At 44.6% G+C, this 21,768-nt stretch carries 19 protein-coding genes and 2 riboswitches; all 19 genes read right to left on the reverse strand.

All coding sequences use genetic code 11. The features are described 5' to 3' along the window. Positions 1–9: 9 nt before the first annotated feature. Positions 10–789: a tyrosine-protein phosphatase gene (locus JI667_RS17365; protein WP_206857467.1), complete on the reverse strand. Its 780-nt coding sequence runs from the start codon at positions 787–789 to the stop codon at positions 10–12. A gap of 25 nt (positions 790–814) precedes the next feature. After that, on the reverse strand, positions 815–2,161 hold the full coding sequence (locus tag JI667_RS17370; RefSeq protein WP_206857468.1) for a polysaccharide biosynthesis tyrosine autokinase: 1,347 nt from the start codon (positions 2,159–2,161) through the stop codon (positions 815–817). A gap of 30 nt (positions 2,162–2,191) precedes the next feature. Then, positions 2,192–2,854, reverse strand: a complete 663-nt coding sequence (locus JI667_RS17375) for a sugar transferase (RefSeq protein WP_306465468.1) — start codon at positions 2,852–2,854, stop codon at positions 2,192–2,194. A 245-nt stretch (positions 2,855–3,099) separates the two neighbouring features. Next, positions 3,100–4,557: a S41 family peptidase gene (locus JI667_RS17380; protein ID WP_206857469.1), complete on the reverse strand. Its 1,458-nt coding sequence runs from the start codon at positions 4,555–4,557 to the stop codon at positions 3,100–3,102. A gap of 153 nt (positions 4,558–4,710) precedes the next feature. Then, positions 4,711–5,784, reverse strand: a complete 1,074-nt coding sequence (gene metX / locus JI667_RS17385; protein ID WP_206857470.1) for a homoserine O-acetyltransferase MetX — start codon at positions 5,782–5,784, stop codon at positions 4,711–4,713. A 186-nt stretch (positions 5,785–5,970) separates the two neighbouring features. Further along, a complete protein-coding gene (locus tag JI667_RS17390) occupies positions 5,971–7,266 on the reverse strand; it encodes an O-acetylhomoserine aminocarboxypropyltransferase/cysteine synthase family protein (protein ID WP_206857471.1) in 1,296 nt (431 codons plus the stop codon). A gap of 183 nt (positions 7,267–7,449) precedes the next feature. Beyond that, positions 7,450–7,568: riboswitch (SAM riboswitch) on the reverse strand. Positions 7,569–7,655: 87 nt separating this feature from the next. After that, positions 7,656–8,795 (reverse strand): trans-sulfuration enzyme family protein, encoded by a 1,140-nt coding sequence (locus tag JI667_RS17395; RefSeq protein WP_206857472.1) that lies wholly within the window; start codon positions 8,793–8,795, stop codon positions 7,656–7,658. 129 nt (positions 8,796–8,924) lie between these two features. Continuing rightward, positions 8,925–9,305, reverse strand: a complete 381-nt coding sequence (locus JI667_RS17400; RefSeq protein WP_206857473.1) for a DUF302 domain-containing protein — start codon at positions 9,303–9,305, stop codon at positions 8,925–8,927. Positions 9,306–9,379: 74 nt separating this feature from the next. Beyond that, positions 9,380–9,961, reverse strand: a complete 582-nt coding sequence (locus JI667_RS17405; protein WP_206857474.1) for a peroxiredoxin family protein — start codon at positions 9,959–9,961, stop codon at positions 9,380–9,382. Then, entirely contained in the window at positions 9,954–10,568 is a 615-nt protein-coding gene (locus tag JI667_RS17410; protein WP_206857476.1) for a hypothetical protein, read from the reverse strand. Before JI667_RS17410 ends, JI667_RS17405 begins: the two co-directional genes overlap by 8 nt. 15 nt (positions 10,569–10,583) lie before the next feature. Further along, positions 10,584–11,162, reverse strand: a complete 579-nt coding sequence (locus JI667_RS17415) for a class I SAM-dependent methyltransferase (protein WP_206857477.1) — start codon at positions 11,160–11,162, stop codon at positions 10,584–10,586. 831 nt (positions 11,163–11,993) lie between these two features. Next, complete coding sequence (locus tag JI667_RS17420; RefSeq protein ID WP_206857478.1) at positions 11,994–12,230, reverse strand: hypothetical protein; 237 nt, start codon at positions 12,228–12,230, stop codon at positions 11,994–11,996. Between the two features lie 127 nt (positions 12,231–12,357). After that, positions 12,358–12,445, reverse strand: a riboswitch (cyclic di-GMP riboswitch). Positions 12,446–12,590: 145 nt separating this feature from the next. After that, positions 12,591–13,949: a murein hydrolase activator EnvC family protein gene (locus tag JI667_RS17425; protein ID WP_206857479.1), complete on the reverse strand. Its 1,359-nt coding sequence runs from the start codon at positions 13,947–13,949 to the stop codon at positions 12,591–12,593. Positions 13,950–13,988: 39 nt separating this feature from the next. Then, complete coding sequence (ftsX, locus tag JI667_RS17430) at positions 13,989–14,873, reverse strand: permease-like cell division protein FtsX (protein WP_206857480.1); 885 nt, start codon at positions 14,871–14,873, stop codon at positions 13,989–13,991. After that, positions 14,863–15,549 carry a cell division ATP-binding protein FtsE gene (ftsE, locus tag JI667_RS17435; RefSeq protein ID WP_206857481.1) on the reverse strand — a complete coding sequence of 229 codons (687 nt, stop codon included), beginning with the start codon at positions 15,547–15,549 and terminating at the stop codon, positions 14,863–14,865. Before ftsE ends, ftsX begins: the two co-directional genes overlap by 11 nt. A 561-nt stretch (positions 15,550–16,110) precedes the next feature. Then, positions 16,111–16,425, reverse strand: coding sequence for a cytochrome c551 (cccB, locus tag JI667_RS17440; protein ID WP_206857482.1), 315 nt, complete (start codon positions 16,423–16,425; stop codon positions 16,111–16,113). A gap of 82 nt (positions 16,426–16,507) precedes the next feature. After that, complete coding sequence (locus tag JI667_RS17445; protein WP_206857483.1) at positions 16,508–17,380, reverse strand: YitT family protein; 873 nt, start codon at positions 17,378–17,380, stop codon at positions 16,508–16,510. A gap of 432 nt (positions 17,381–17,812) precedes the next feature. Beyond that, a protein-coding gene (gene prfB, locus JI667_RS17450) for a peptide chain release factor 2 (RefSeq protein ID WP_206857485.1) occupies positions 17,813–18,914 on the reverse strand; the annotation gives its coding sequence in 2 pieces (ribosomal slippage) (positions 17,813–18,841 and positions 18,843–18,914; 1,101 coding nt in all). Positions 18,915–19,154: 240 nt separating this feature from the next. Then, complete coding sequence (gene secA / locus JI667_RS17455; RefSeq protein ID WP_206857487.1) at positions 19,155–21,665, reverse strand: preprotein translocase subunit SecA; 2,511 nt, start codon at positions 21,663–21,665, stop codon at positions 19,155–19,157. Between the last annotated feature and the right edge of the window lie 103 nt (positions 21,666–21,768).

The raw sequence follows: 21,768 nt of genomic DNA on the forward strand, positions 1-21,768 counted from the left end.
GAAGGGGCGTCACTTAAACCCTATCAATCTCTGTTTTCTCCTTATTTTCTCTGGTGAAAAACTGGCGAAGTCCATGCCATTGGCAATATACACGGCATTGGCACGAAAATAATTGGTATACATTGCTGAAAATTCATGTTGAATGGCTTGATAGGCTTCCCCTAATGTAAACGTCCTGGAATGATGATTATGGGCGTCAGATGCTATAACGTGAATATGGTTGTACTTGATCAATTCGTACGCAAATTTCTGGATACTCTTTCCGAACTTACCCAGGATACTTCCTGCGTTCACTTGGAATAACGCTCCTTTTTGAAATAACGAATAAAGCTGCTCCGGCTTTTTCCTCAGTTCTTCATTACGTTCAACATGGGCAATGATCGGTACATACCCCACCAATTGAAGCTTATAAAGAATCATCTCCGTATAGGAAGGGTAATGACTATTAGGGAGTTCGATCAGCACGTACTTATTCGTTTCATTCAAAGTCAACAGAATGGAGTCCAATTTCTGCAAGTCCTCCGCAACTTCTCCATATAAATGGATTTCCATTCCAGGGAGTATCGTAAGGGGGATCTGCCGCTTCTTCAATTCCCTATTTAGTTCCATTACCTGATGGACGATGCGATGCCCCTTATTAAAATGAAGACCGTTCCCTTGATGGGGAGTGGCGATCACGTGTGAAATACCCGATTCAGCTGCTTGTCCTGCCATTGAAATCGACTCTTCTAGAGTCACTGGTCCATCATCAATACCATGTAAGATATGGTTGTGTATATCTACAATCACATTGATTCCTCCTCTGTTATAACGATTAATAGTAATACTGAACTTTCTTCGATGGAGCGATTTCATTCAGGATGGTACCGAGGATTTCCGTTTTCACCTGTTGCAGCTGCTGAATTCCATCTGTCACCTCATCACGTTTGGACTTCTGGGCGTTCACAACGAATATACATCCATCCACTTTGTTGGCTAATGCCAAAGAATCGGAAACAACCATCGGAGGACTGTCGATAATGATATAGTCAAACTCTTTCTTAAGCTCCTGCAGCAACTGGTCCATCCTCTTGGATGAAAGAAGCTCTGTAGGATTCGGAGGTATGATTCCGGCAACGATGACCGAGAGGTTCGGAATATGGGTTCCTGTTACAATTTCCTTCGCTGTAGAATATCCCTCTAGATAAGAAGTAACCCCCTTTCTACTGCTGACACCGAAGAGGAATTGTCCATCAGGTCTCCTTAAGTCACAATCAATATAAACGGTTTTCTTATTATCCAGTGCCATGACGATCGCAAGGTTGGCACTGGTCAATGACTTTCCTTCGTTTGGATGCTTGCTTGTCACCATTAATGCAGAAGCAGCATTGTTCTTCGTTTTATACTGCACAATCGTCCTTAGGGAACGATAAGCCTCAGCTAGCGGGGAATGAACCTCTCCGGCTTTCAATAATTGTTGGGATAAACCCCCGCCCATTTTTTTAGACTTCTTCATATGAGGAATTCCACTCAACACCGGAAGGGATAATGCCTCTTCTACTTCATGGATGGTGATTAATTTCATGTCGAAGTGTTTTCTATAGAGAACCCAAGTAGCAGACAAAATAAACCCAATGACCATAGACAGAAGGATGTTGATCATTTTATTCGGGCGTACCGGTTTATCACTCGGACGGGCAGATGAAAGGACATAGACATTATCGATATCCATCACTTTCTTTACTTCTTCTTTGAAGGTCAAAGCTACTTCATTCGCCATTTCTGCAGCGTTTTCAGGGTTCTGATTTTCAGCGATGATGGAAATAATCTGGGAGTTTTCATTTGTGACCACACTTGTTTGTTTCACCAGCTCCTCCTTACTGATGCGCTGGTCAAGCTTATCTTCCACCTTATCCATGATCCGGTCACTCTTGATCATGATGCTGTAGGTTTCAATTAATCGGATATTGATTTCCACTTCATTAAGGGATAGGTCTTCCCCATTTCCTTTCACGACCGTTCCATTGACCAGCAAATCTGTCTTGGATTCATACACAGGAGAGAGCCAGAAGAACGTGATGATGGCCCCCAGGACCGTCGTGAGCATGGTGGTCAGGATAATGAATTTCAAACCGTTTTTGAGCTCTTTCAATATAGCTTGATAATTAAATGATTGCTCCACCCCTACACTCCTTTCAACCTCCGTTGTTCTCTAATAAGAACCCCCACGCCGCAAAACAGTAACGATTGTCTTCAACAGGATCTTGAAGTCCAACCGGAGAGATTGATTATAAACATAATATAAATCGTAGGCTATCTTCTGTCCGTGGTTCATATCAGAGCGGCCATTTACTTGGGCATATCCCGTCATTCCGGGTTTTACACATAATCTTTGTTGTTGCTGCCCGTCATAGTATCGGGTGATGCGTGGCACTTCCGGGCGCGGACCTACTATACTCATATCACCCTTTAGAACATTTAGTAGTTGTGGTAATTCATCGAGGCTTGTTTTACGAAGGAGCTTTCCCAAGGTGGTAATATCCGGGTTGTGTTCCCCTTTAAACACAAAGTCATCAGGGACTTTACCTTTCCAACCGTACTCCGTTTCATTGGATTTTCTCATGGTTCGGAATTTATATATAGTAAAGGGAGTATGGTTGATGCCTGTCCGGGTTTGTTTGAATATGACCGGGCGGCCATCCATCATCCTGATGAGCAGGTATAACAGTAGAAAGATCGGGCTTAATAGAATCATAGAAGTCAAACTGATAACGAGATCCATCACCCTCTTGCTGCTCAACTTATTCATTCGAGACTTTATACCCACCCGTTCCAATGTAACGCTCTCTTCTTGTATTTTACTTGGTTCTATCAATATTCCTCACCTCCTTATTAAAAGTAATTAAAACTAATGTTAATTTACTATATTGAGAGTAAGGACTATATATTCATTACTTATTACCTAATATTTCTCCAACACCTCCTGCTAATCATTTAGAACCCTTATTTGGTAAATTAAGTTATATTATTCGACATCCATTCCTATATCCCCTCTTTTTTCCCAAATAAAATAAAAAAAGAGAAAGGTTCATTTCACTAAGAACCTTTCTCTTTCGCAAACTATTCTTTTTTAGTTCCTTTCGCGGTTCTCTCAATATACTCCAACGCCGCCTGCAGCTGCAGATCATTCTTCTCCTTCTGCACCGCTTCTAATATTTCTTCCTGTATTCTCTCTCCCGTTTTGGTATCAATGACTCCCGTGACATCCAAGCTTTCTTGGATCTGGAAGTCCTTGACGGCCTTAGCGGTTTTTTTGCTGAAATATCCATCTACCCGATCAAGGGTGAAGCCCAGCCCTTGGAGCATTTCCTGGGCGTTTTTCACCTGTTCGTTGTTTGTGCCTTCTTCCATTGGTTTCTCCACCTGAAGAGGATGGGCATAGAAATAGGAAGGCTGTCTCACAGGGATATCCGGTTTGATCCCCTTCTTATGAATCCAGTTCCCATTCGGCGTCAGCCATTTGAACATCGTGAGTTTAATGTTGCTTCCGTCCCCCATTGGCACTGCCTGCTGCACGGTCCCCTTTCCGAAGCTCTTGGTTCCGACCAATGGATAGCCTTCCGCTTCTTTCAGCGCACCGGCAAGGATTTCAGATGCGGATGCACTGCCCTCATCGATGAGAACGACGACAGGATACGCTTTTCTTTCCTTGCTGTTGGAGAAGGATTTCAACACTTCTCCGCTTCGTTCCTGGATTTGTACATACGGTTTTTTCTCTGTGACGAATTGTTTCAGGATTTCTTCGACACTGGACAGGAGTCCCCCCGGGTTGCCCCTCACATCCAGGACCAATCCTTCCACTTTTTTCTTTTCAAGTTCTGCCAGCTGCTTTTTAAAATCAAGGGCGGTATTTTCTGAGAAGGTGGTGATCTGAATATAACCCGTTTTATTACCATTGACTTCCTTCACATCCGAGATGACGGTTTCCACCGGGATATCGTCCCGTTTCACAGACACTTGGATTGGATCTGAGAGCCCTTCTCTTGTAATCTCCAACTTCACTTCTGTACCCTTTTCCCCTCGGATTTTCAACGTTGCCTCATAAAGATCAAGACCGTCAATGCTGTTTCCATCCACCTTGATGATACGATCATTCGGTTTCAACCCGGCTTTCTCAGCAGGTGAATTTTTAAACGGTGCCACGATGACAAGCTTCCCGTCCATGATCGTGACCTCCGCCCCGATCCCCTCAAAGGATGAATCCAGTGCATCATTGAATTGGGACGCGGTCTCTGCGTTCATGTATACAGAGTACGGATCATCGAGGGTTTTCAGCATACCCTGGATCGCACCTTCCACGAGCTGCCCTTTGTCTACATCCTGAAAGAACTTATCGCTGATCAGATCATAAGCGACCTCCACCTTGTGGAGCTTATCATTCAGTTCCCCTTTCCCATCAAACTGAGCGGGCTCGTCCCCAGCCAAGTCAGCCCATTCCAAACCTCCATACATTCCTCCTGCACCGATCAGCATACTAATGATGATGGTGATGATGAGCCTTCTGCCCGTCCACTCCATATATTCCCCTCCACCTAGTCGTTTGTTTATGTTCTGGATGAAAGTCTTCCATCCAACGAAAAAAGACACCACACAAAAACGCGCTAAGGCGGTGCGATGTCTTTGCTTATCTAACTATATGCCGGAGGGGGACGAGTTATGATTGACAAGAAATCATTTGATACCGTATACCATACTACGGACTTGAGGGTTCTTAAGATGGGAGGAAATGATCCCTCCCCACTTCTCGAATTCCACTAAGAAACCGTCATGACCGAATGCTGTTGGGATATAGTAGTGCTCCCCATTGGGTACTTGTTCAGTGAAATCCTTTAAGTATTGTGGAGAATAAATCAAGTCACCCTCGTAGCTGATGGAAATCAGCTCGCACCGGTAGGATTCAGCGACTGTATCCAGCCCTCCCCTTTCCCTTCCGATATCATGGCTATTCATGGCTTTCAATAAGGTAAGATAGCTGTTCGGATCAAAACGCTTCCCTAATTTCTTCCCTTGATAATCAAGATAGCTTTCTACATTGAATTGCTCATTCGTCCTCTCCCGCTGAAACCGCTGATCGAACAATTCCTGTGTTCGATACGTCACCATCCCGATCATTCTGGCGATCTCCAACCCTTTTAACGCGGCTCCCTGGGAATAATGTCCGTTTAGAAACCCTGGATCTCCTTCGATCGCTGTGATCCCGATATGATTAAATGCGAGACCATAATCATTCAGTGCCGGCGAGACAGCAAGGGCGAATACCTTATTGATATAAGAAGGGTACAGCACTCCCCACTCCAGCGCCTGCATCCCACCGAGGGAACCTCCGATCACGGCTTCTACATGGTTGACCGACAGCTGCTGCAGAGCCTCATATTGGGCATGGACCATGTCCCTTATGGTGATGGGGGGGAAATCCGGACCGTAACGCTCTCCGGTTGCGGGATTGACGGCCGTTGGACCACTGCTTCCTTCACACCCTCCCAATACATTGAAAGCAACCACATTGAATCGTTCCGTATCAATATACGACCCGGGGCCGATCAGTCCAGACCACCAGCCGCGGTCCTCACTTGTCCCTTTCACAATATGGGTCCCAGTGAGGGCATGACATACAAGGATGACAGGGCCATCTTTACGGCCTGTACGCTCATACGCAAGAGTAACATGTTTCAACTCCATGCCTGACTCTAATGTGAGGGATGGGATGGTAATGGAGCTTACTTCGTACGAATATGAATTCTCCATTCCTCCACCTCCTTTTTGGTGTTGTTTGGGGAATTTGATCACCGACCATGTGTCCCCCTTAGTAGTAAAGGTTCGTTCAAATCGGACTGCGGGTAGCAGTTTCGCAGATATCTGTCTACAGTAGCCCGCCGGATGCCCTTTTATCAACATCCAGCTCTGTATTTATCCTCAAAATAAAACTAACTCTTATACCTTCGACGTTTCCAGCGCCACTTCAATCGCATGATCCAGATCCTCGATCAGGTCTTTCACAGATTCCAAGCCGACGGAAAGTCTTACAAGATCCTCGGTTACACCCGTCGCGCGGATTTCCTCCTCGTTTAATTGCTGGTGGGTCGTGGAGGCTGGATGGATGATCAGTGATTTCGCATCCCCCACGTTGGCGACATGGGACCAGAGGGAGATGTTATCCACGACTTTCCGTCCTGAATCCCTGCCTCCTTTGATTCCAAACACGACGATGGAGCCTGATCCATTTTTTAAATATTTTTGTGCCAGTTCGTGAGACGGGTGCTGTGGAAGTCCCGGATAGGATACCCACGCGACACCGCTGTGCTGATCCAGGTGCTCTGCAATCTTTAACGCATTCTCGGTATGTCGTTCGATTCGGAGGTGCAGGGTTTCCAGTCCCTGGAGCAGCAAAAATGCGTTTTGAGGACTCAGGCAGGCACCCAGATCCCGGAGGAGCTGCACTCTCAGCTTGGTGATGAATGCTGCCGGGCCTATATCCTGGGCGTAGCGAAGTCCGTTATAGCTTCTGTCCTCTTCCGTGAATCCAGGGAATTTCTCATGATTCCAGTCAAACTTCCCTCCGTCTATGACCACTCCCCCGATGGCCGTACCGTGGCCGCCGATCCACTTTGTGGCCGAATGGATGACGATATCCGCTCCCCATTCGATCGGCTTGCTAACGTACGGAGTGGCAAAGGTGTTATCAATGATAAGAGGAATATGGTTGTCATGTGCCACTTTCGCCACCGCCTCGATATCCAGGACGTGCAGACTTGGATTTCCAATCGTTTCAGCAAATACCGCCTTCGTTTTCGGCGTAATCGCTTTACGGAAGTTCTCAGGATCAGTCGGATCCACAAAATGAACCTTGATCCCATATTTCGGTAGAGTCGTAGAGAACAAATTATACGTTCCCCCGTAGAGATTCGTGGCGGCCACGATTTCATCCCCTGCGCCGGCGATATTCAGAATGGAGAGTGAGATAGCCGCCATCCCGGATGAAACCCCAAGGGCTCCGATCCCTCCCTCTAACAAGGCAAGGCGTTTCTCAAGCACGTCAACGGTGGGATTCATGATCCGGGTGTAGATGTTTCCAGGTTCTTCTAAGGCAAATAGTTTGGCGGCATGATCGCTGTTGTCGAAAACGTAGGAAGTGGTTTGATAAATCGGTACCGCTCTTGATCCTGTAGATGGGTCCGGCTCCTGGCCGCCGTGAAGTAGCAGAGTGTCGAAATCGAATGATTTGGTCATTGGTAATTCCTCCTGGTTTTTTGATTTGGGTTTTGGATTGGTTTACGGCTGTTTTGCTTTGGCTTGGTTCAGCTGTTGAAATGGATGATTCATTCACCTGCTGAACACGAACACTGAAGAAGATAGAAGAGGAAAAATAAAAACCCTCTTCCTAAGAAGAGGGTCTAATTGAATAGGGTCCTCCTCTTATCTTTCAGGCAAATCGCCTGCAGGAATTAGCACCTTTTCATGCGACGCCTATAGCGTACATGAAGGTTGCCGGGTTTCATCGGGCCTAGTCCCTCCACCTCTCTGGATAAGAGCATGTAGTTGTCAAAGTGAAAATTCTTGCGTTGAAATGAATTATAAAGGGTAAGGAGCCTCATCGTCAAGAGTATTTTCAGAATTTTTTATTTTTTCACCGAAGCTGAGATGGCGTCGGTAAACTGAGCGACGATGTCTTCCCCATCCTCGATCCCCAACGATATGCGCACCACGTGGGTGTTGATGCCAAGTTTCTCCTGAGCCTCTTTGGGCAGGGCACGGTGCGATGTTCCAAGTGGATACGAAACCGTCGTTTCCACACCGGCGAGAGACGGAATGATTTTGATCCAGCCGAGGGACTTGAAGAATGTGCTGATGTCGCATGATGGTTCCAGCTCAATCGTCACGATGGCCCCGTTTCCTTTTTCGGATAGATTGTCTGGATAATAGACCGATTTCACTCCTCGGTTGTTTCGCAGTTCATCTGCCAGGGTCTCTGCGTTACGAGCCTGTGTTCCGACTCTCAGTGCCAGCGTTTTGGCACCTCGGCAAGTAAGCCAGGCTTCGAAAGGACTCAGATTGGAACCGATATTGACGACTTTTTCTCTTGCCTTTTGGACAAGTTCTTCGTGTCCTGCCACGACACCTGCCGTGATATCGCTGTGTCCTCCGATATATTTCGTAGCACTGTGGGCGATGAGATCAACCCCCTCAAGGTATGGCTGACGCAGGAATGGAGTGGCAAACGTATTGTCGATCATCGTTTTCAATTGGTGTTTTTCCGCAAGGGCTACCATGTTCGAGATATCTTCAACACGCATAAATGGATTTGTGACGGTTTCACTGTACAGCAGTTTGGTTTGCGGTGTAATCGCTGCTTCTACCTCCTCCTCGTTTGTAAAATCCACAAATGATGTGGAAATGCCGAATGAATTCAGTTCTTCTTTCAGCATATGGAAGGTGCCCCCGTATACATCCTCCGCTGCCACAATATGATCACCTGATTGGACCACAGCCAAAATACCCACAAGAATAGCAGACAAACCCGATGATGTGGCCACACCAGCCGGTGCTCCTTCCAGGTCCGCGACCATCTTCCCTAACTCATCGGTATTGGGATTGCCCGTTCTGGTATAAAGATAGGGAGACTTCCCTTCATAAAAACCCTCCAGCTCTTCCAGTGAGGTAAAAGAAAATGCAGACGTTTGGTAAATCGGTGTCGTCTTACTGCGGATTTCCTCCGTTCCCTTCAACTGGCTATGTACGACCTTAGTGGTGAATTTCATATCTCTGTCATCCTTCCTGAATCTATGTATTTTAAAAAGTGTATCATATTCAGAAGATTGTGAGGAGTGAGAGATGTTGGTTTCCGTAAAAAAAAAACCCGTCGCTTTGTTGCGACAGGTTCCCGGTCATCAGACGTTATCCAAACAACGGATCAGGCGATTTTCTATATCCAATGCCAACCGTTTCAGTTCATCATTATCCACCATTTCAATCAGCTTGCTCGGCTTCGCCATACCGATCCTGGTTGTTCCGCCTTCTGTGTATACCGTCACTTTACAAGGCAGAAAGTAACTTACAAGCATACTTTCCTCCAGCACTTTCTTTGCTTCATGAGGATTGCATACTTCGAGGACGACCACTTCTTCGTTGAAGTCCAGGCCTTTATCCTGGAGCTTCCCGGCAAGATCAAGATTCCATAGAACACCAAAACTTTCTTCTTTAAGTGCGTTCTCCACGGAAGCTGCCGCTTCTTTCACATTCATTGAAACTTCTTTTGTGTAATGGAACATATGTATCCTCCTTTTTGAGTCATGGTTACTTATACCTCATATCGTATGTAACGAAACCAGGTCCGTCCCTTTCATTATTCCATTTGACTGACCATTTTACCCATCATGTCTTCGTTCATGGGACCGACGATTTTGTGTTGGATGAGACCTTGGGTGTCGATCATATAAGTGGTCGGGATGGTGAATGCCCGGTACTCGTCCCCGATATCACCCTTTTCATCCAAGAGAATAGGGAATGTGAGCTCATACCCATCGACAAACTGCTGGACCGCTTTCTTTCCGTCATCTTGTGAAGTCAGATTCACGGCAAGTATTTCGACATTCTCTTTATCTGCCTTTTTTTCATAATACTTTTGCATATGGGGCATTTCGGCTTTACAAGGCGGACACCAGGTGGCCCAGAAATTCAAAATCACTTTCTTTCCCTGATAGTCGGACAGCTGAATGCTCTCCCCACTTAATGTGGTCAACTCAAAATCCGGGGCACGGTCACCTTTTGTCAGCCCCTGATTGGCATTGGTCAGGTCCATGGACTCTTTGGCTAACTGTGCAGCCTCTAGCTTTGCCTTCTTTTCCTGTTGATCCTGAAACAGATTCACTAGAAAAATGCCAATCAGCAGCGCAACGACGGCCAGGGCGAAATTTTTTTTATTCAATATGGTTCCTCCTCCCGCTTAAAGCAATTAGATAGATCATCACCACTATATACGTCCATGTAACAGTAGTGAATATAAAACCTTCATTCAACGATTGAAACAGCAGTTGAAGGAGTGTGAAGACAACCACTAACTGCACTATCCATACTTCCCGTTTTTCTCCCCTTGATTTTTTTAATAGAAGCAAAAAGAGTGTACTATTAATGATAAATTGTATAACGCCTGAGAGAACATCCAGCTCTAATAAACGATAAACAAATTCAAAGAAAACCATCGTACTGACCCAGGCAGCGATCAAAACGGATGTGCTAACTCCCCTTTTTAAAAATAGGTATAAAAGCGCTGTCAGGATTCCCAACCAGTAGCCCATCCTTCCTCCGTGAAAGTAAAGAATCGTAAGGGGATGAGTGATGACCGTTTGAAAATCTACGACTATGACGCTCAGCTTCCAGGTAATCAAAAAATAAAAGACAGCATTTGAGTACCAATCGCTTGACGTTCTATTCCAGAAATAGAGAAACAAGTACGTCAGGAAAAAGGAGGCGAGGATCGCTCCCCAGGAAGAAGGGAATGTGAATGAACCTATAGAGTACCACATTTCAGGCATCGGTCCCTGCCCCCTTTAAAGACAAGGGTTCTTCCTCACAACGATATAATAGACGGACGGATGCAGATGCCCGACGGATGTTATGAAGCCCGCTGAATGAAGCTGACGGTCCAACTCCTCAGAAGCAAGCCTTTCCTCCATGGGCGGTCCCACTTCGGATTCTACAGCCTCCCAATCAAGGATCAGCCAGATTCCATCCTCTTTCAACATATCATGAAGATCCTGAAAGACTTTGATTAAGTCAGGGACCTCATGGAGGACAAAAGCAGATACAACCTTATCTAACGTTTCCTTGTTGAAGCTTAGATACTCAAGGGATGATTTCACACACACGATGTTGTCTATGTCTTCTTCCGCAGCACGATGCTTCAGGTACTCAAGCATTTCCTGCTGCAAATCGACCGCCTGCACCTTCGTTTCAACCTTCCGGGCAATCGGCAGGGTTAAATACCCATTCCCACAACCCAGGTCTGCCACTATATCATGAGGTTTTAATTGAAGAAGTTCCAATGCTTTGTCCACAGGCACTATAGCTTGCCGTTTGGGATCAAGTAACTTTGAAGCTTTATGATGCTCAAATAAATGTCCGGCCATTGAGATTCCTCCGTTCGCATATATACCCTATTATGTATTAGTATCTTAGATCTCAAACCCACAATCAAGTTATTTACTCATAGTGCATCTCTTAGTTGTATTATTGCAGATTTGTACGCTGGATGTGTGTCGAACCGTTGAACAAATAAGAACCATACTTGACCTGACACGATTCATCTTTTAAATAAAATAGGCTGTTTTCGTAAACATTGTTGCTTTTGGATGTAGCGAGTGGCGGTTGATTGCAGCGAGTGGTGCTCGCTTTCCGCGGGGCTGGCGGTGAGCCCCTCTAGGTCATAAGCTAAATGGCCCAAGAAGGCAAAAGAACGCCTTCTTAGCCCATTCACCTTATGCTTGTCGGGGCTAATCAAGCCGCCTCCGCTTTTCGTACTGTCCAGCGTTTCCCGCAGGAGTCGAGCACCTGCAGCGAGAATCAACTATGTTTTACAACCTTACAGAATATGTGGAGATTGCTTATGCCACTGCTTTTTCATTTGTTGCAGTGACTGATTTCATTTAATAGTCCTTTACTCTTTTTAATCTGATCCACAAACCATTTTGCTCTGTCACCACTTACTACGTGAGAGGGTGAAGGGAACTGCGTAGACTCCTACGGAAAACGGGCCCCGGAAGCGGTTTTGCTGAGGAGGCTGGGCCGAACGTCCGTGGAAAGCGGAGCAGTACCCTTCACCCTCCTGCACCACAACCTAAATGACAGAGCATCGTAAATCTTAGTTTGTATATGAATAGCAACAATCTTTGCGTAAACAGCCATAAAATAAAAGGACCACCCCGATTAAATAAAGGATGATCCATACGTATGGTTACAAACTAGGCCGCTTTCAAACCTTCCAATATTAGCATGAAATATTTAACGCTGTCTCCACCGCGCTGATTGATGATTTCAATGTCGTGCAGAATCTTTTCAAGTTCTTCAGGACCGACACACTTCAGGAACATGTCACTGACTTCCTCTGCTGTATACTCCCCTATATGGGTATACTTTAATGCTGTTCGATTTCTTCTGCAGAAACTTCTTAATTGTCTTTTTATATCAGCTAACTCCAATATCATCATCCTTCTTACAGGTTCAATTCTTACTAATATAGCATCTCTACTAAAAAAACAACCTACCCACCGGCAGGTGAAAAAATACTAGCAAAATGCTGCCAATAGTATTCATTGCGTCCGTTATTTCGGTAACCCGGCGATCATTATTTTAATAAAATGGAAGACCCGTGGCTTTGCGTCCTAATTTTTCAATTAGTTTGCCTTTTTCGAAAATCACTTAAATATATTGTCATTATACTAAAAGAATGATGATATGAAAACACAATACCGTAATTAGTTGGTGAATCCTTTATCCTAATATAGAGTGAAAGCATCTAATAAAAAGCCCCGTTCTACTTGAGAACGGGGCTTTAAAACTTAAAAGTTAATATATTGACGTGGATCTACAGCATTTGCATGCGATGCACTCCAAGAACCTCTGTAAAGTTCAAAGTGTAAATGCTGGCCGAATGAATATCCAGTGTTACCCATGTAACCAATTTGGTCGCCTTTGTTCACCGCTTGCCCAGTGCTTACTAATGAAGAAGACATGTGAGCATATACAGTCGTAAACGTTTGACCGTTGATAGAGTGTGTAATGTATACGACATTACCATAGCTTGAGCTGTAATGGCTCTTAATAACGTATCCATCTGCAGCGGCAGAGATTGGAACACTTCCCCGTGCAGCAATGTCTGTACCGTAGTGGAAGCGTTGTTTACCGTTTAAGGTATCCCAACCAAAGTTTGTCGTTATGGCTCCATGAGCAGGCGCTGTCCAAGCACCTGCACTGACAGGAGTGCTTGGTGTTGGTGTTGATGCTGTTGCTGCAGGAGCTGGAGATGATCCGCTACCGCTTGATGTTGCCTGTTGCTGTGCAGCAGCACGCTTAGCTGCTTCAGCTTCAGCCTGCCGCTTGCGTTCGATTTCACGCTGACGTGCTAGTTCTTCCAATCGCGCTTGTTCAGCCTGGATTTCACCTTCAAGCTGATGCTCCATTTTTGAAAGGTCTTCCGATTCTTTTTCAAGATCGGCTTTTTCTACTTTTAATGTAGCTTGTTGAGCTTCCAGTTGCTTGAATAATTCTGCTTTCTTAGCCTTTTGACTATCAAGATCTTTTTTCAGGGATTGAAGATTCGCTTTAGAAGTCTCAAGATCAGCAAGCTCTTTTTCTACTTCAGCTTGTTTCTTCTCTAACTCTTCCTGATCACGTTTCTGTTCGTCCATGATTTTTTTATCAGCACTTACAATTGTATTTACTGCTGTTACACGGTTGATGAAGTCCCCGAAGCTGTTCGCCCCAAGAAGAACGTCAAGATAATTAGCTGATCCACCTTTTTCCTGGATGGCACGAGCGCGTTCTTTTAACAGGTCATTACGCTCTTCAATTTTTTTCTTTAATTCTTCAATATCTGCTTTAAGCTTATTGATTTTTACTGTCGTTTCATCAATTTCTTTTGTTTTTTCTGCAATCTTTGTTTCAGTATCTTTTAATTTTGTGCTGATTTCAGCAATCTGTGTTTCAATATCTTTTTGTTTGTTGATGTTTTGGTCAATTTGAGATTTTTTCTCATTTATCTTCCCATTGACTTCTTCCTTTTTAGAAGAAACGTCGCCCTGCTGTTTCTTTAAATCCTCCACGGAGGAGTGAGCGCTAGCAGTTGTTGCTAACGTTGGCAGACTTCCGATTGTTAATGCTGCTGCAATTGATAATGATATGAAATACTTCTTGTTCAAGCGGCATGCTCCTTTCAGCTTCTATCAACCTATCAAATTTTACACTTTTAAGAATTTACGAACAGACATAAAGCTTCCCCAAGCCCCAATCAGGCAACCCATTAATAGAATTAATCCGTTTACTTGATAGATAAAGGGGGTAAAATCTAATATCTGAATAAAATTGTTTTGTAGTTTTGGTTTAATAAATCCATAGGCATAGTAATAACCTGCAGTGACAAGAGCGATCGGGATAATAGAACCTAAAATTCCGAGCCATAACCCTTCAAGGATGAATGGCCAGCGTACAAACCAGTTGGTTGCACCCACGAGTTTCATTATCTCGATTTCCCTTCTTCTAGCGACAATGGTGATTTTGATTGTATTTGAGATGAGGAACATGGCAGTGAACAACAAACCGATGATCAATACAAGGCCAACATTTCGACTCATTTCCAGTACATTGAATAGCTTTTCAATCTTCGCTTCACCATAAAGGGCTTCGTTCACACCTTCATACTTTCTTACCTGACCGGCAATCTTTCCCGTATCACGTGGATTCTCAGCTTTAACGATAAACACGTCATACAGTGGATTATCCTGTTCAAATAATCTGAAATCGTCTCCCAGATCCTTTACAAGGTTCTGAAGTTCTTCTTCTTTTGAAGAGTAATTGACGGATTCGACTCCATTTAATTTTTTAATCTGTGATTCTATTTGATCGATTTGAGATTGTTTTGTACCGATTTCCAGTAATACCCGTACTTCAACGTCTTTCTCAATATCGGTTGCTACCTTGTTCATGTTTAACATCAATACGATAAATACACCAACAAGAAGTAATGTTACGGTAACGGCACTCACTGATGCAAATGTCATCCAGCCGTTACGTCCAATGCTTTTGAAACTCTCTCTAAAATGCCTGCCATACGTTCTAGCTTTCATAACCGTAATCACCTCGCTGTTCATCCCGGACAATGCGGCCATTTTCAATGGCGATTACCCTGTGCTTGATTGTGTTTACGATTTCACGGTTATGCGTAGCCATTATGACCGTAGTGCCACGGTTGCTGATTTCTTCAAAGATGTTCATGATGTCCCAGGATGTTTCAGGATCAAGATTACCCGTCGGCTCATCTGCAATCACAAGTTTCGGCGTATTCACGATGGAACGTGCAATCGATACACGTTGCTGTTCCCCGCCTGATAACTCATTCGGCAGCATTCTTGCCTTGTGCTTCAGACCAACCAGATCAAGTACTTCCATAACCCTCTTCTTAATCTGTTTTGGATGTTCTTCTATTACTTCAAGTGCAAAGGCAATGTTTTCATAGATTGTAAGTGTTGGTAACAGTTTGAAATCCTGGAAGACAACACCCACGTTTCTTCTTAAGTACGGGACTCTACTATTCTTAAGTTTTGCCAGATTGATACCATTGACAATGATATCTCCCTTGGAAGGACGTTCTTCGCGGTACATCATTTTGATGAACGTAGATTTCCCGGCGCCGCTTGGACCCACCACATAGACAAACTCGCCTTGCTTAATGTGGACGTTAAAGCCATTAGCAGCCATGACACCGTTGCTGTACTGCTTGTAGACGTCTTTCATTTCTATCATTTTCAAATCACCTAATTTTTATTTATGTAGTTACCCTCTTGGCTGTTATCGACATATGTACACGGTACGCAACCAGAGTCGTCTTTACCACCGTTAGACAAAAATTGGTGAAAAAACTCGAATTACGCTTCCGAAAATAATTATAACATCACTTTATAGTAAGTTAAGGAAAAAAATTATTACATTTTCATTTCAGAACGTGAAAAAATGTGAATTTATTACCTGTTTTACTGTCGATTTTACCTATTTTCAGATGAAAATATAGTTCTTTACGACTAGTATCAGGTGCTAAGACTACTGGCTGAATTTCTAGTTGCATAATAAGAGAAACGTTATGGTGATGCTATTCTGATTAAGTTACTAGGTTATAATTGTGACCATCTAAATGATCAAGGATTTAAGGTTTTTGATACGAAAACATTCTGTAATATATACTTAAAAAATGACTAGAAAAACCTTGTTGATAAATATATTAGTATTAAGAAATGGTGGACATTTGATATTGACGGACTGAATTCAGGCAAAAAAAGAAGAACCCCACCGTGGATTCTTCTTCTGATCTTATTTCTTATTGGATAACCATTCAGCCACTGCTTCTGCTTCCTCACCTTCAATGAGTCCGGGAGGCATTTGACCTTTACCATTCTTAATTGTATCAAGGATCTGATCTTTGCTCAGCTCGGCCCCGATGTTTTTCAGGGCCGGCCCCATTCCGCCTTCAAGGTTCCCACCATGGCAGCTGGTGCACTTATTTGTTACGATTTTTTCAGGGTCCACTCCGCCGGAGCTTGTTTCTGTACTGTCACCGCCGTCACCGCCACAGGCAGCCAGTACCAATGAAGCGCCAAAAAGAACACCTAGCAGCTTTTTCTTCATTTATTATCCCCCTCGGAAAACATTTTTCAGAGTCGCGGATGTGTTACAAGGTCCGTCCCTCCCTTACATAATTATACCAAGTTTAAACCCGTTTGAAACCTTCTCCCAATACTTCTGAAGCGTCCATTGTAACGACAAATGCAGAAGGATCAATGGTTTTGACCAGTTGTTTCAGTTTTGTGAATTCTGTTTGGTCGACCACGCACATGAGGATGGGGCGCTCATCGTCCGTATATCCACCGTATGCAGATAGTTTTGTCACCCCGCGGTCGATTTTATTCAGGATTCCTTCACGAACTTCTTCCTGACGATTGGTGATGATCAAGGCCATTTTCGATCTGCTTATCCCGACCTGTACGAGATCGATGGTTTTACTTGTCACATACAAACCGATTAAGGCATATAATCCACGCTCTATATCATAAACGATGGCAGCCGAAAGAACGATCATTCCATCAATAAGGGCGACACATGTTCCAAGTGACAGTCCCGTGAATTTATTTACGATCTGTGCAGCAAGGTCCGTCCCTCCAGTCGAGGCTCTTCCCCGGAACACGATCCCTAATCCAAGTCCTACACCGATTCCCCCAAAAAGGGCACCGAGCAGGGGATCTTCCGTCCATGGTTTCCAGTCTTCGGTCAAGAATACGACCAGTGGTAAAAATACCGTACCGATAGCCGTTTTGACACCGAATTGCAAGCCGAGGAAGATTAGGCCTGCTATAAATAACGGAATATTGAATGCCCACTGGACATATGCAGGCTTCCAGTCAAACAGTCCATTCAAAATGGTCGATATCCCGCTCACCCCTCCGGAAGCTACCTCGTTCGGAAGTAAAAACACATTAAACGCAATGGCCACAATCGTCGACCCAAACACAACAAACAAATACTCTAACAACTTCTCTTTCCGTGGATTATCTACCTGTTCACGACGCCTTTCCTTCAAACCCATCCAGTACGACTCCTTTAACCTATGTATTAATAGTATGAGTACAAACCACTCCTTTGATGCACCCCTCTTCAGGGACGGACCTCTAGATCTGGACATCCTTTTTGTGAAGAAGTATACAATCAATGACGGAGTTGCACTCTCAATTCTAATGAAACAAAAGTTGATATCGTGATGCATATCGAGAAAATAAAGCGCTCTAATTCCCTCTGCATCAACCTTTGAGAGTATAGCATGGGCACATAAAGGTGTAAATAACAGTCCAATAACGTGTTAAAGCATTAATGGGATGAGGTCAAATGGAAGAGACGTTATGAGGGACGGACCTCTGCAAAGGGGGTGTAAGACGGCCGATATATGCCTTTTTGAGGTCCGTCCCTCAATAGGGATTAAAAAAACTGCCCTTTCCGGTAATCGGGAGGGCAGTTTGGCATTTTATTGTATTCTGGATCTCAGGTAGGCGTTGATGAATGGATCGATGTCTCCGTCCATGACGCCCTGTACGTTTCCTGATTCTGTGTTGGTTCTGTGGTCTTTGACCATGGAGTATGGGTGGAAGACGTAGGAACGGATCTGGCTTCCCCATCCGATTTCCTTTTGCTCTCCACGGATTTCAGCAAGCTCCTGCTCTTGTTCTTCGATCCGCTTCTGGTAGAGCTTCGCTTTCAGCATTTTCATGGCTGACTCACGGTTCTTGATTTGAGAACGTTCTGATTGGCACGTTACCACGACATTGGTCGGCAAGTGAGTGATTCGGACAGCTGAGTCGGTTGTATTGATGTGCTGTCCACCGGCTCCACTTGCACGGTACGTATCGATTTTCAAATCTTCTGTACGGATATCGATTTCGATTTCTTCATTGAATTCCGGCATCACTTCACAGGACACAAATGAAGTGTGACGACGGCCCGAAGAATCAAACGGTGAAATACGCACAAGACGGTGTACGCCTTTTTCAGCTTTTAAGTAGCCGTATGCGTTGTGGCCCTTAATTGCTAAGGTAACACTCTTGATTCCAGCTTCATCCCCTGGAAGATAATCGAGTGTTTCCACTTTGAATCCACGTTTTTCACCCCAACGCGTGTACATACGAAGAAGCATGGAACCCCAATCTTGTGACTCGGTTCCGCCTGCACCGGGATGCAGTTCGAGGATGGCGTTGTTTTTATCATGCTCTTCACTAAGAAGAAGTTGAAGCTCGTAGTCATTTAGACGTTTGACCAGGTCAGCAAGCTCTTCTTCCAGGTCTTTTTGAAGTTCTTCGTCCGGCTCTTCTTTAACTAATTCAAGGGTCAACTCCAAGTTCTCCTGGGATTCAAGCAATGATTTGTATTCATTGACGAGATCTTTCAGACCGTTTCCTTCATTGATCAGTCCTTGTGCTGCTTGCTGGTCATCCCAGAAGTCGGGTTGGACCATGATTTCGTCCAGTTCCTGGATTCTTGCCTCTTTGTTTTCTAAGTCAAAGAGACCCCCTGAAGTCCGCTAATGTTTTAGCTGATTTTTCTAACTCTGCTCTGATTTCTGATAGTTCCATGTGTGGTCACCTCTATAGTTATTTGGGTTGTTGATGTTTGTAAAAGTCATTTTGGAGTTTATATTAGCCAGTGGTGTGATTTCCGCTGCAGGTGCTCGCTTCAATCAATAGTGTTTTAACACTTGCCATTTTACAATTCACTATTAATGCCCTCTACTTTATCTAACCTATAAAAAACGGAAAAGTACCTGGGATTTATTTTAGCAAAATAAGTCCCAGGTATCATCTCATTTCTTTTCGTTATCCGGTTATGCCGTGGCAGTGTTTGTATTTTTTGCCGCTTCCGCATGGGCATGGGTCGTTGCGGCCGACGTCTGCCTGTTTGCGGACTGGTTGTTTTTTGGCTTTTGCTCCGTCTTCTTTCGGGTTGACCGCTTGGCCTTTGGCCACTTCCTGACGTTCCAGGTTGTTGCGGATTTCCGCTTTCATGACGTATTTGGCCACGTCTTCTTCGATGGCAAGGACCATGCTTTCGAACATGGCGAATCCTTCATGCTGGTATTCACGCAGCGGATCGTTTTGTCCGTATGCACGAAGGTGGATACCCTGACGAAGTTGATCCATGGCATCGATATGGTCGATCCATTTCGTATCGACGGCGCGAAGCAGAATGACTTTTTCAAATTCTCGCATCTGCTCAGGTGTCAGCTGCTCTTCTTTTTCATTGTAGCGGTGCTGTACATCTTCAAAGATGAGAGCGATCATTTCATCGGCTTCTTTTCCGCGAAGATCATCGACTGTCACGTCATTTTCAGGTAGAAGGTTGGCATTGACGTAATCTACGATACCTTGCAGATTCCAGTTCTCCATCTCTTCTTCTGACGTATGTGCCGCTACCTGGCGTTCGATGGCTGATTTGATCATGCCTTCAACGATGTCGCGAAGGTTTTCGGAATCGATGACTTCATTACGCTGTTTGTAGATGATTTCACGCTGTTGACGGAGAACATCATCATATTGAAGTAGCTGTTTACGAGCGTCGAAGTTGTTTCCTTCCACCCGTTTTTGAGCTGATTCAACAGCACGGCTGACCATTTTACTTTGGATCGGCTGGGAATCGTCCATTCCAAGGCGTTCCATCATGCTCTTCATGTTGTCAGAGCCGAACCTTCTCATCAACTCATCTTCCATTGAAAGGTAGAACTGAGTAACCCCTGGATCTCCCTGACGTCCTGAACGTCCACGGAGCTGATTATCGATACGTCTTGATTCGTGACGTTCCGTACCGATGACGGCAAGACCGCCAACTTCGATGACGCCTTCCCCAAGCTTGATATCCGTACCACGACCGGCCATATTTGTCGCGATGGTGACAGCACCGGGCTGACCCGCTTCTAAAATGATTTCCGCTTCACGGCCATGGTTTTTCGCATTCAATACATTATGGCGAACGCCTTTTTTCGTAAGAAGCTTGGAAATCAATTCTGATGTTTCAACGGCAACCGTACCGACCAGTACAGGTTGTCCTTTATCGTTTCGTTCTTTGATATCTTCCACAACCGCGTTAAACTTCCCTTCGATGGAAGCATAAATTAAATCGGCGCGGTCATCACGAACGATCGGTCTATTCGTCGGAATCACAATAACATTCATATTGTAGATATTGCGGAACTCTTCTTCTTCCGTCTTCGCCGTACCCGTCATACCTGACAGCTTTTCGTACATACGGAAGTAGTTCTGGAACGTGATCGTTGCCATGGTCATGCTTTCGTTTTGAATTTCAAGACCTTCTTTGGCTTCGATTGATTGGTGAAGACCGTCACTGTAACGGCGTCCCTTCATCAGACGTCCCGTGAAGGAGTCAACGATAATAATTTCGCCTTCCTGCACCACATAATCAACGTCACGGTGCATACTCACGTGAGCTTTCAACGCCTGGTTGATGTGATGGTTAAGAGTGACGTGTGAAATATCAAACAGGTTATCAATATGGAAGGCCCTTTCCACCTTGCTGATTCCGTCTTCCGTCAATTGAACACCCTTTGTTTTTTCATCATATGTGTAGTCTTCTTCTTTTTTAAGGGTGCGTACGACCGCGTTCGCCTGGATATAAAGTTGAGGCGTGCGCTGGGCGTTACCTGAAATGATCAATGGTGTACGTGCTTCATCAATTAAGATGGAGTCAACTTCATCAATGACGGCAAAATGAAGGCTGCGCTGCACCATTTGCTCTTTGTACAGGACCATATTGTCACGAAGGTAATCGAAGCCGAATTCGTTATTCGTACCGTACGTGATGTCTGCGCTATAGGCTTCGCGTTTTTCATCTTTGGACATAGAGTTGAGATTGAGTCCTACAGTCAATCCTAAGAAATTGTACAGTTTACCCATTTCCTCGGCATCACGGCTGGCAAGATAATCATTGACCGTGATCACGTGAACGCCTTTTCCTGTGATGGCATTCAAGTAAACAGGCATTGTCGCCGTCAGGGTTTTACCTTCACCGGTTTTCATCTCTGAGATGTTCCCGCCGTGGAGGGAAATACCACCCATGAGCTGAACGCGGTACGGATAAAGTCCCAGTACGCGGCGAGCCGCTTCGCGAACGACAGCAAATGCTTCAACAAGCATGTCCTCTAAATCTTCGCCTTTTTGGTAACGCTCCTTGAAACGCTCCGTTCTTTCACGGATTTCGTCATCCGTCAAACGCTCCATATCGGGGCCTAATTCTTCTATTTGATCGGCCAGTTTCTCCAGCCTCTTTAATTCCCTTTTATTTGCATCGAACACTTTATTTAATAGACCAAGCATGTATAAACGCTCCTTTATCTGTGTTGGAATAAGAGCCAAACGTCACAAGTATAACGAAAATAAATGAGATTCCGATGAGAATTATGTGAAATCCCTGTAAATT

The sequence above is a fragment of the Bacillus sp. NTK074B genome (assembly GCF_017303375.1).
Lineage (GTDB): Bacteria > Bacillota > Bacilli > Bacillales > Bacillaceae_B > Rossellomorea.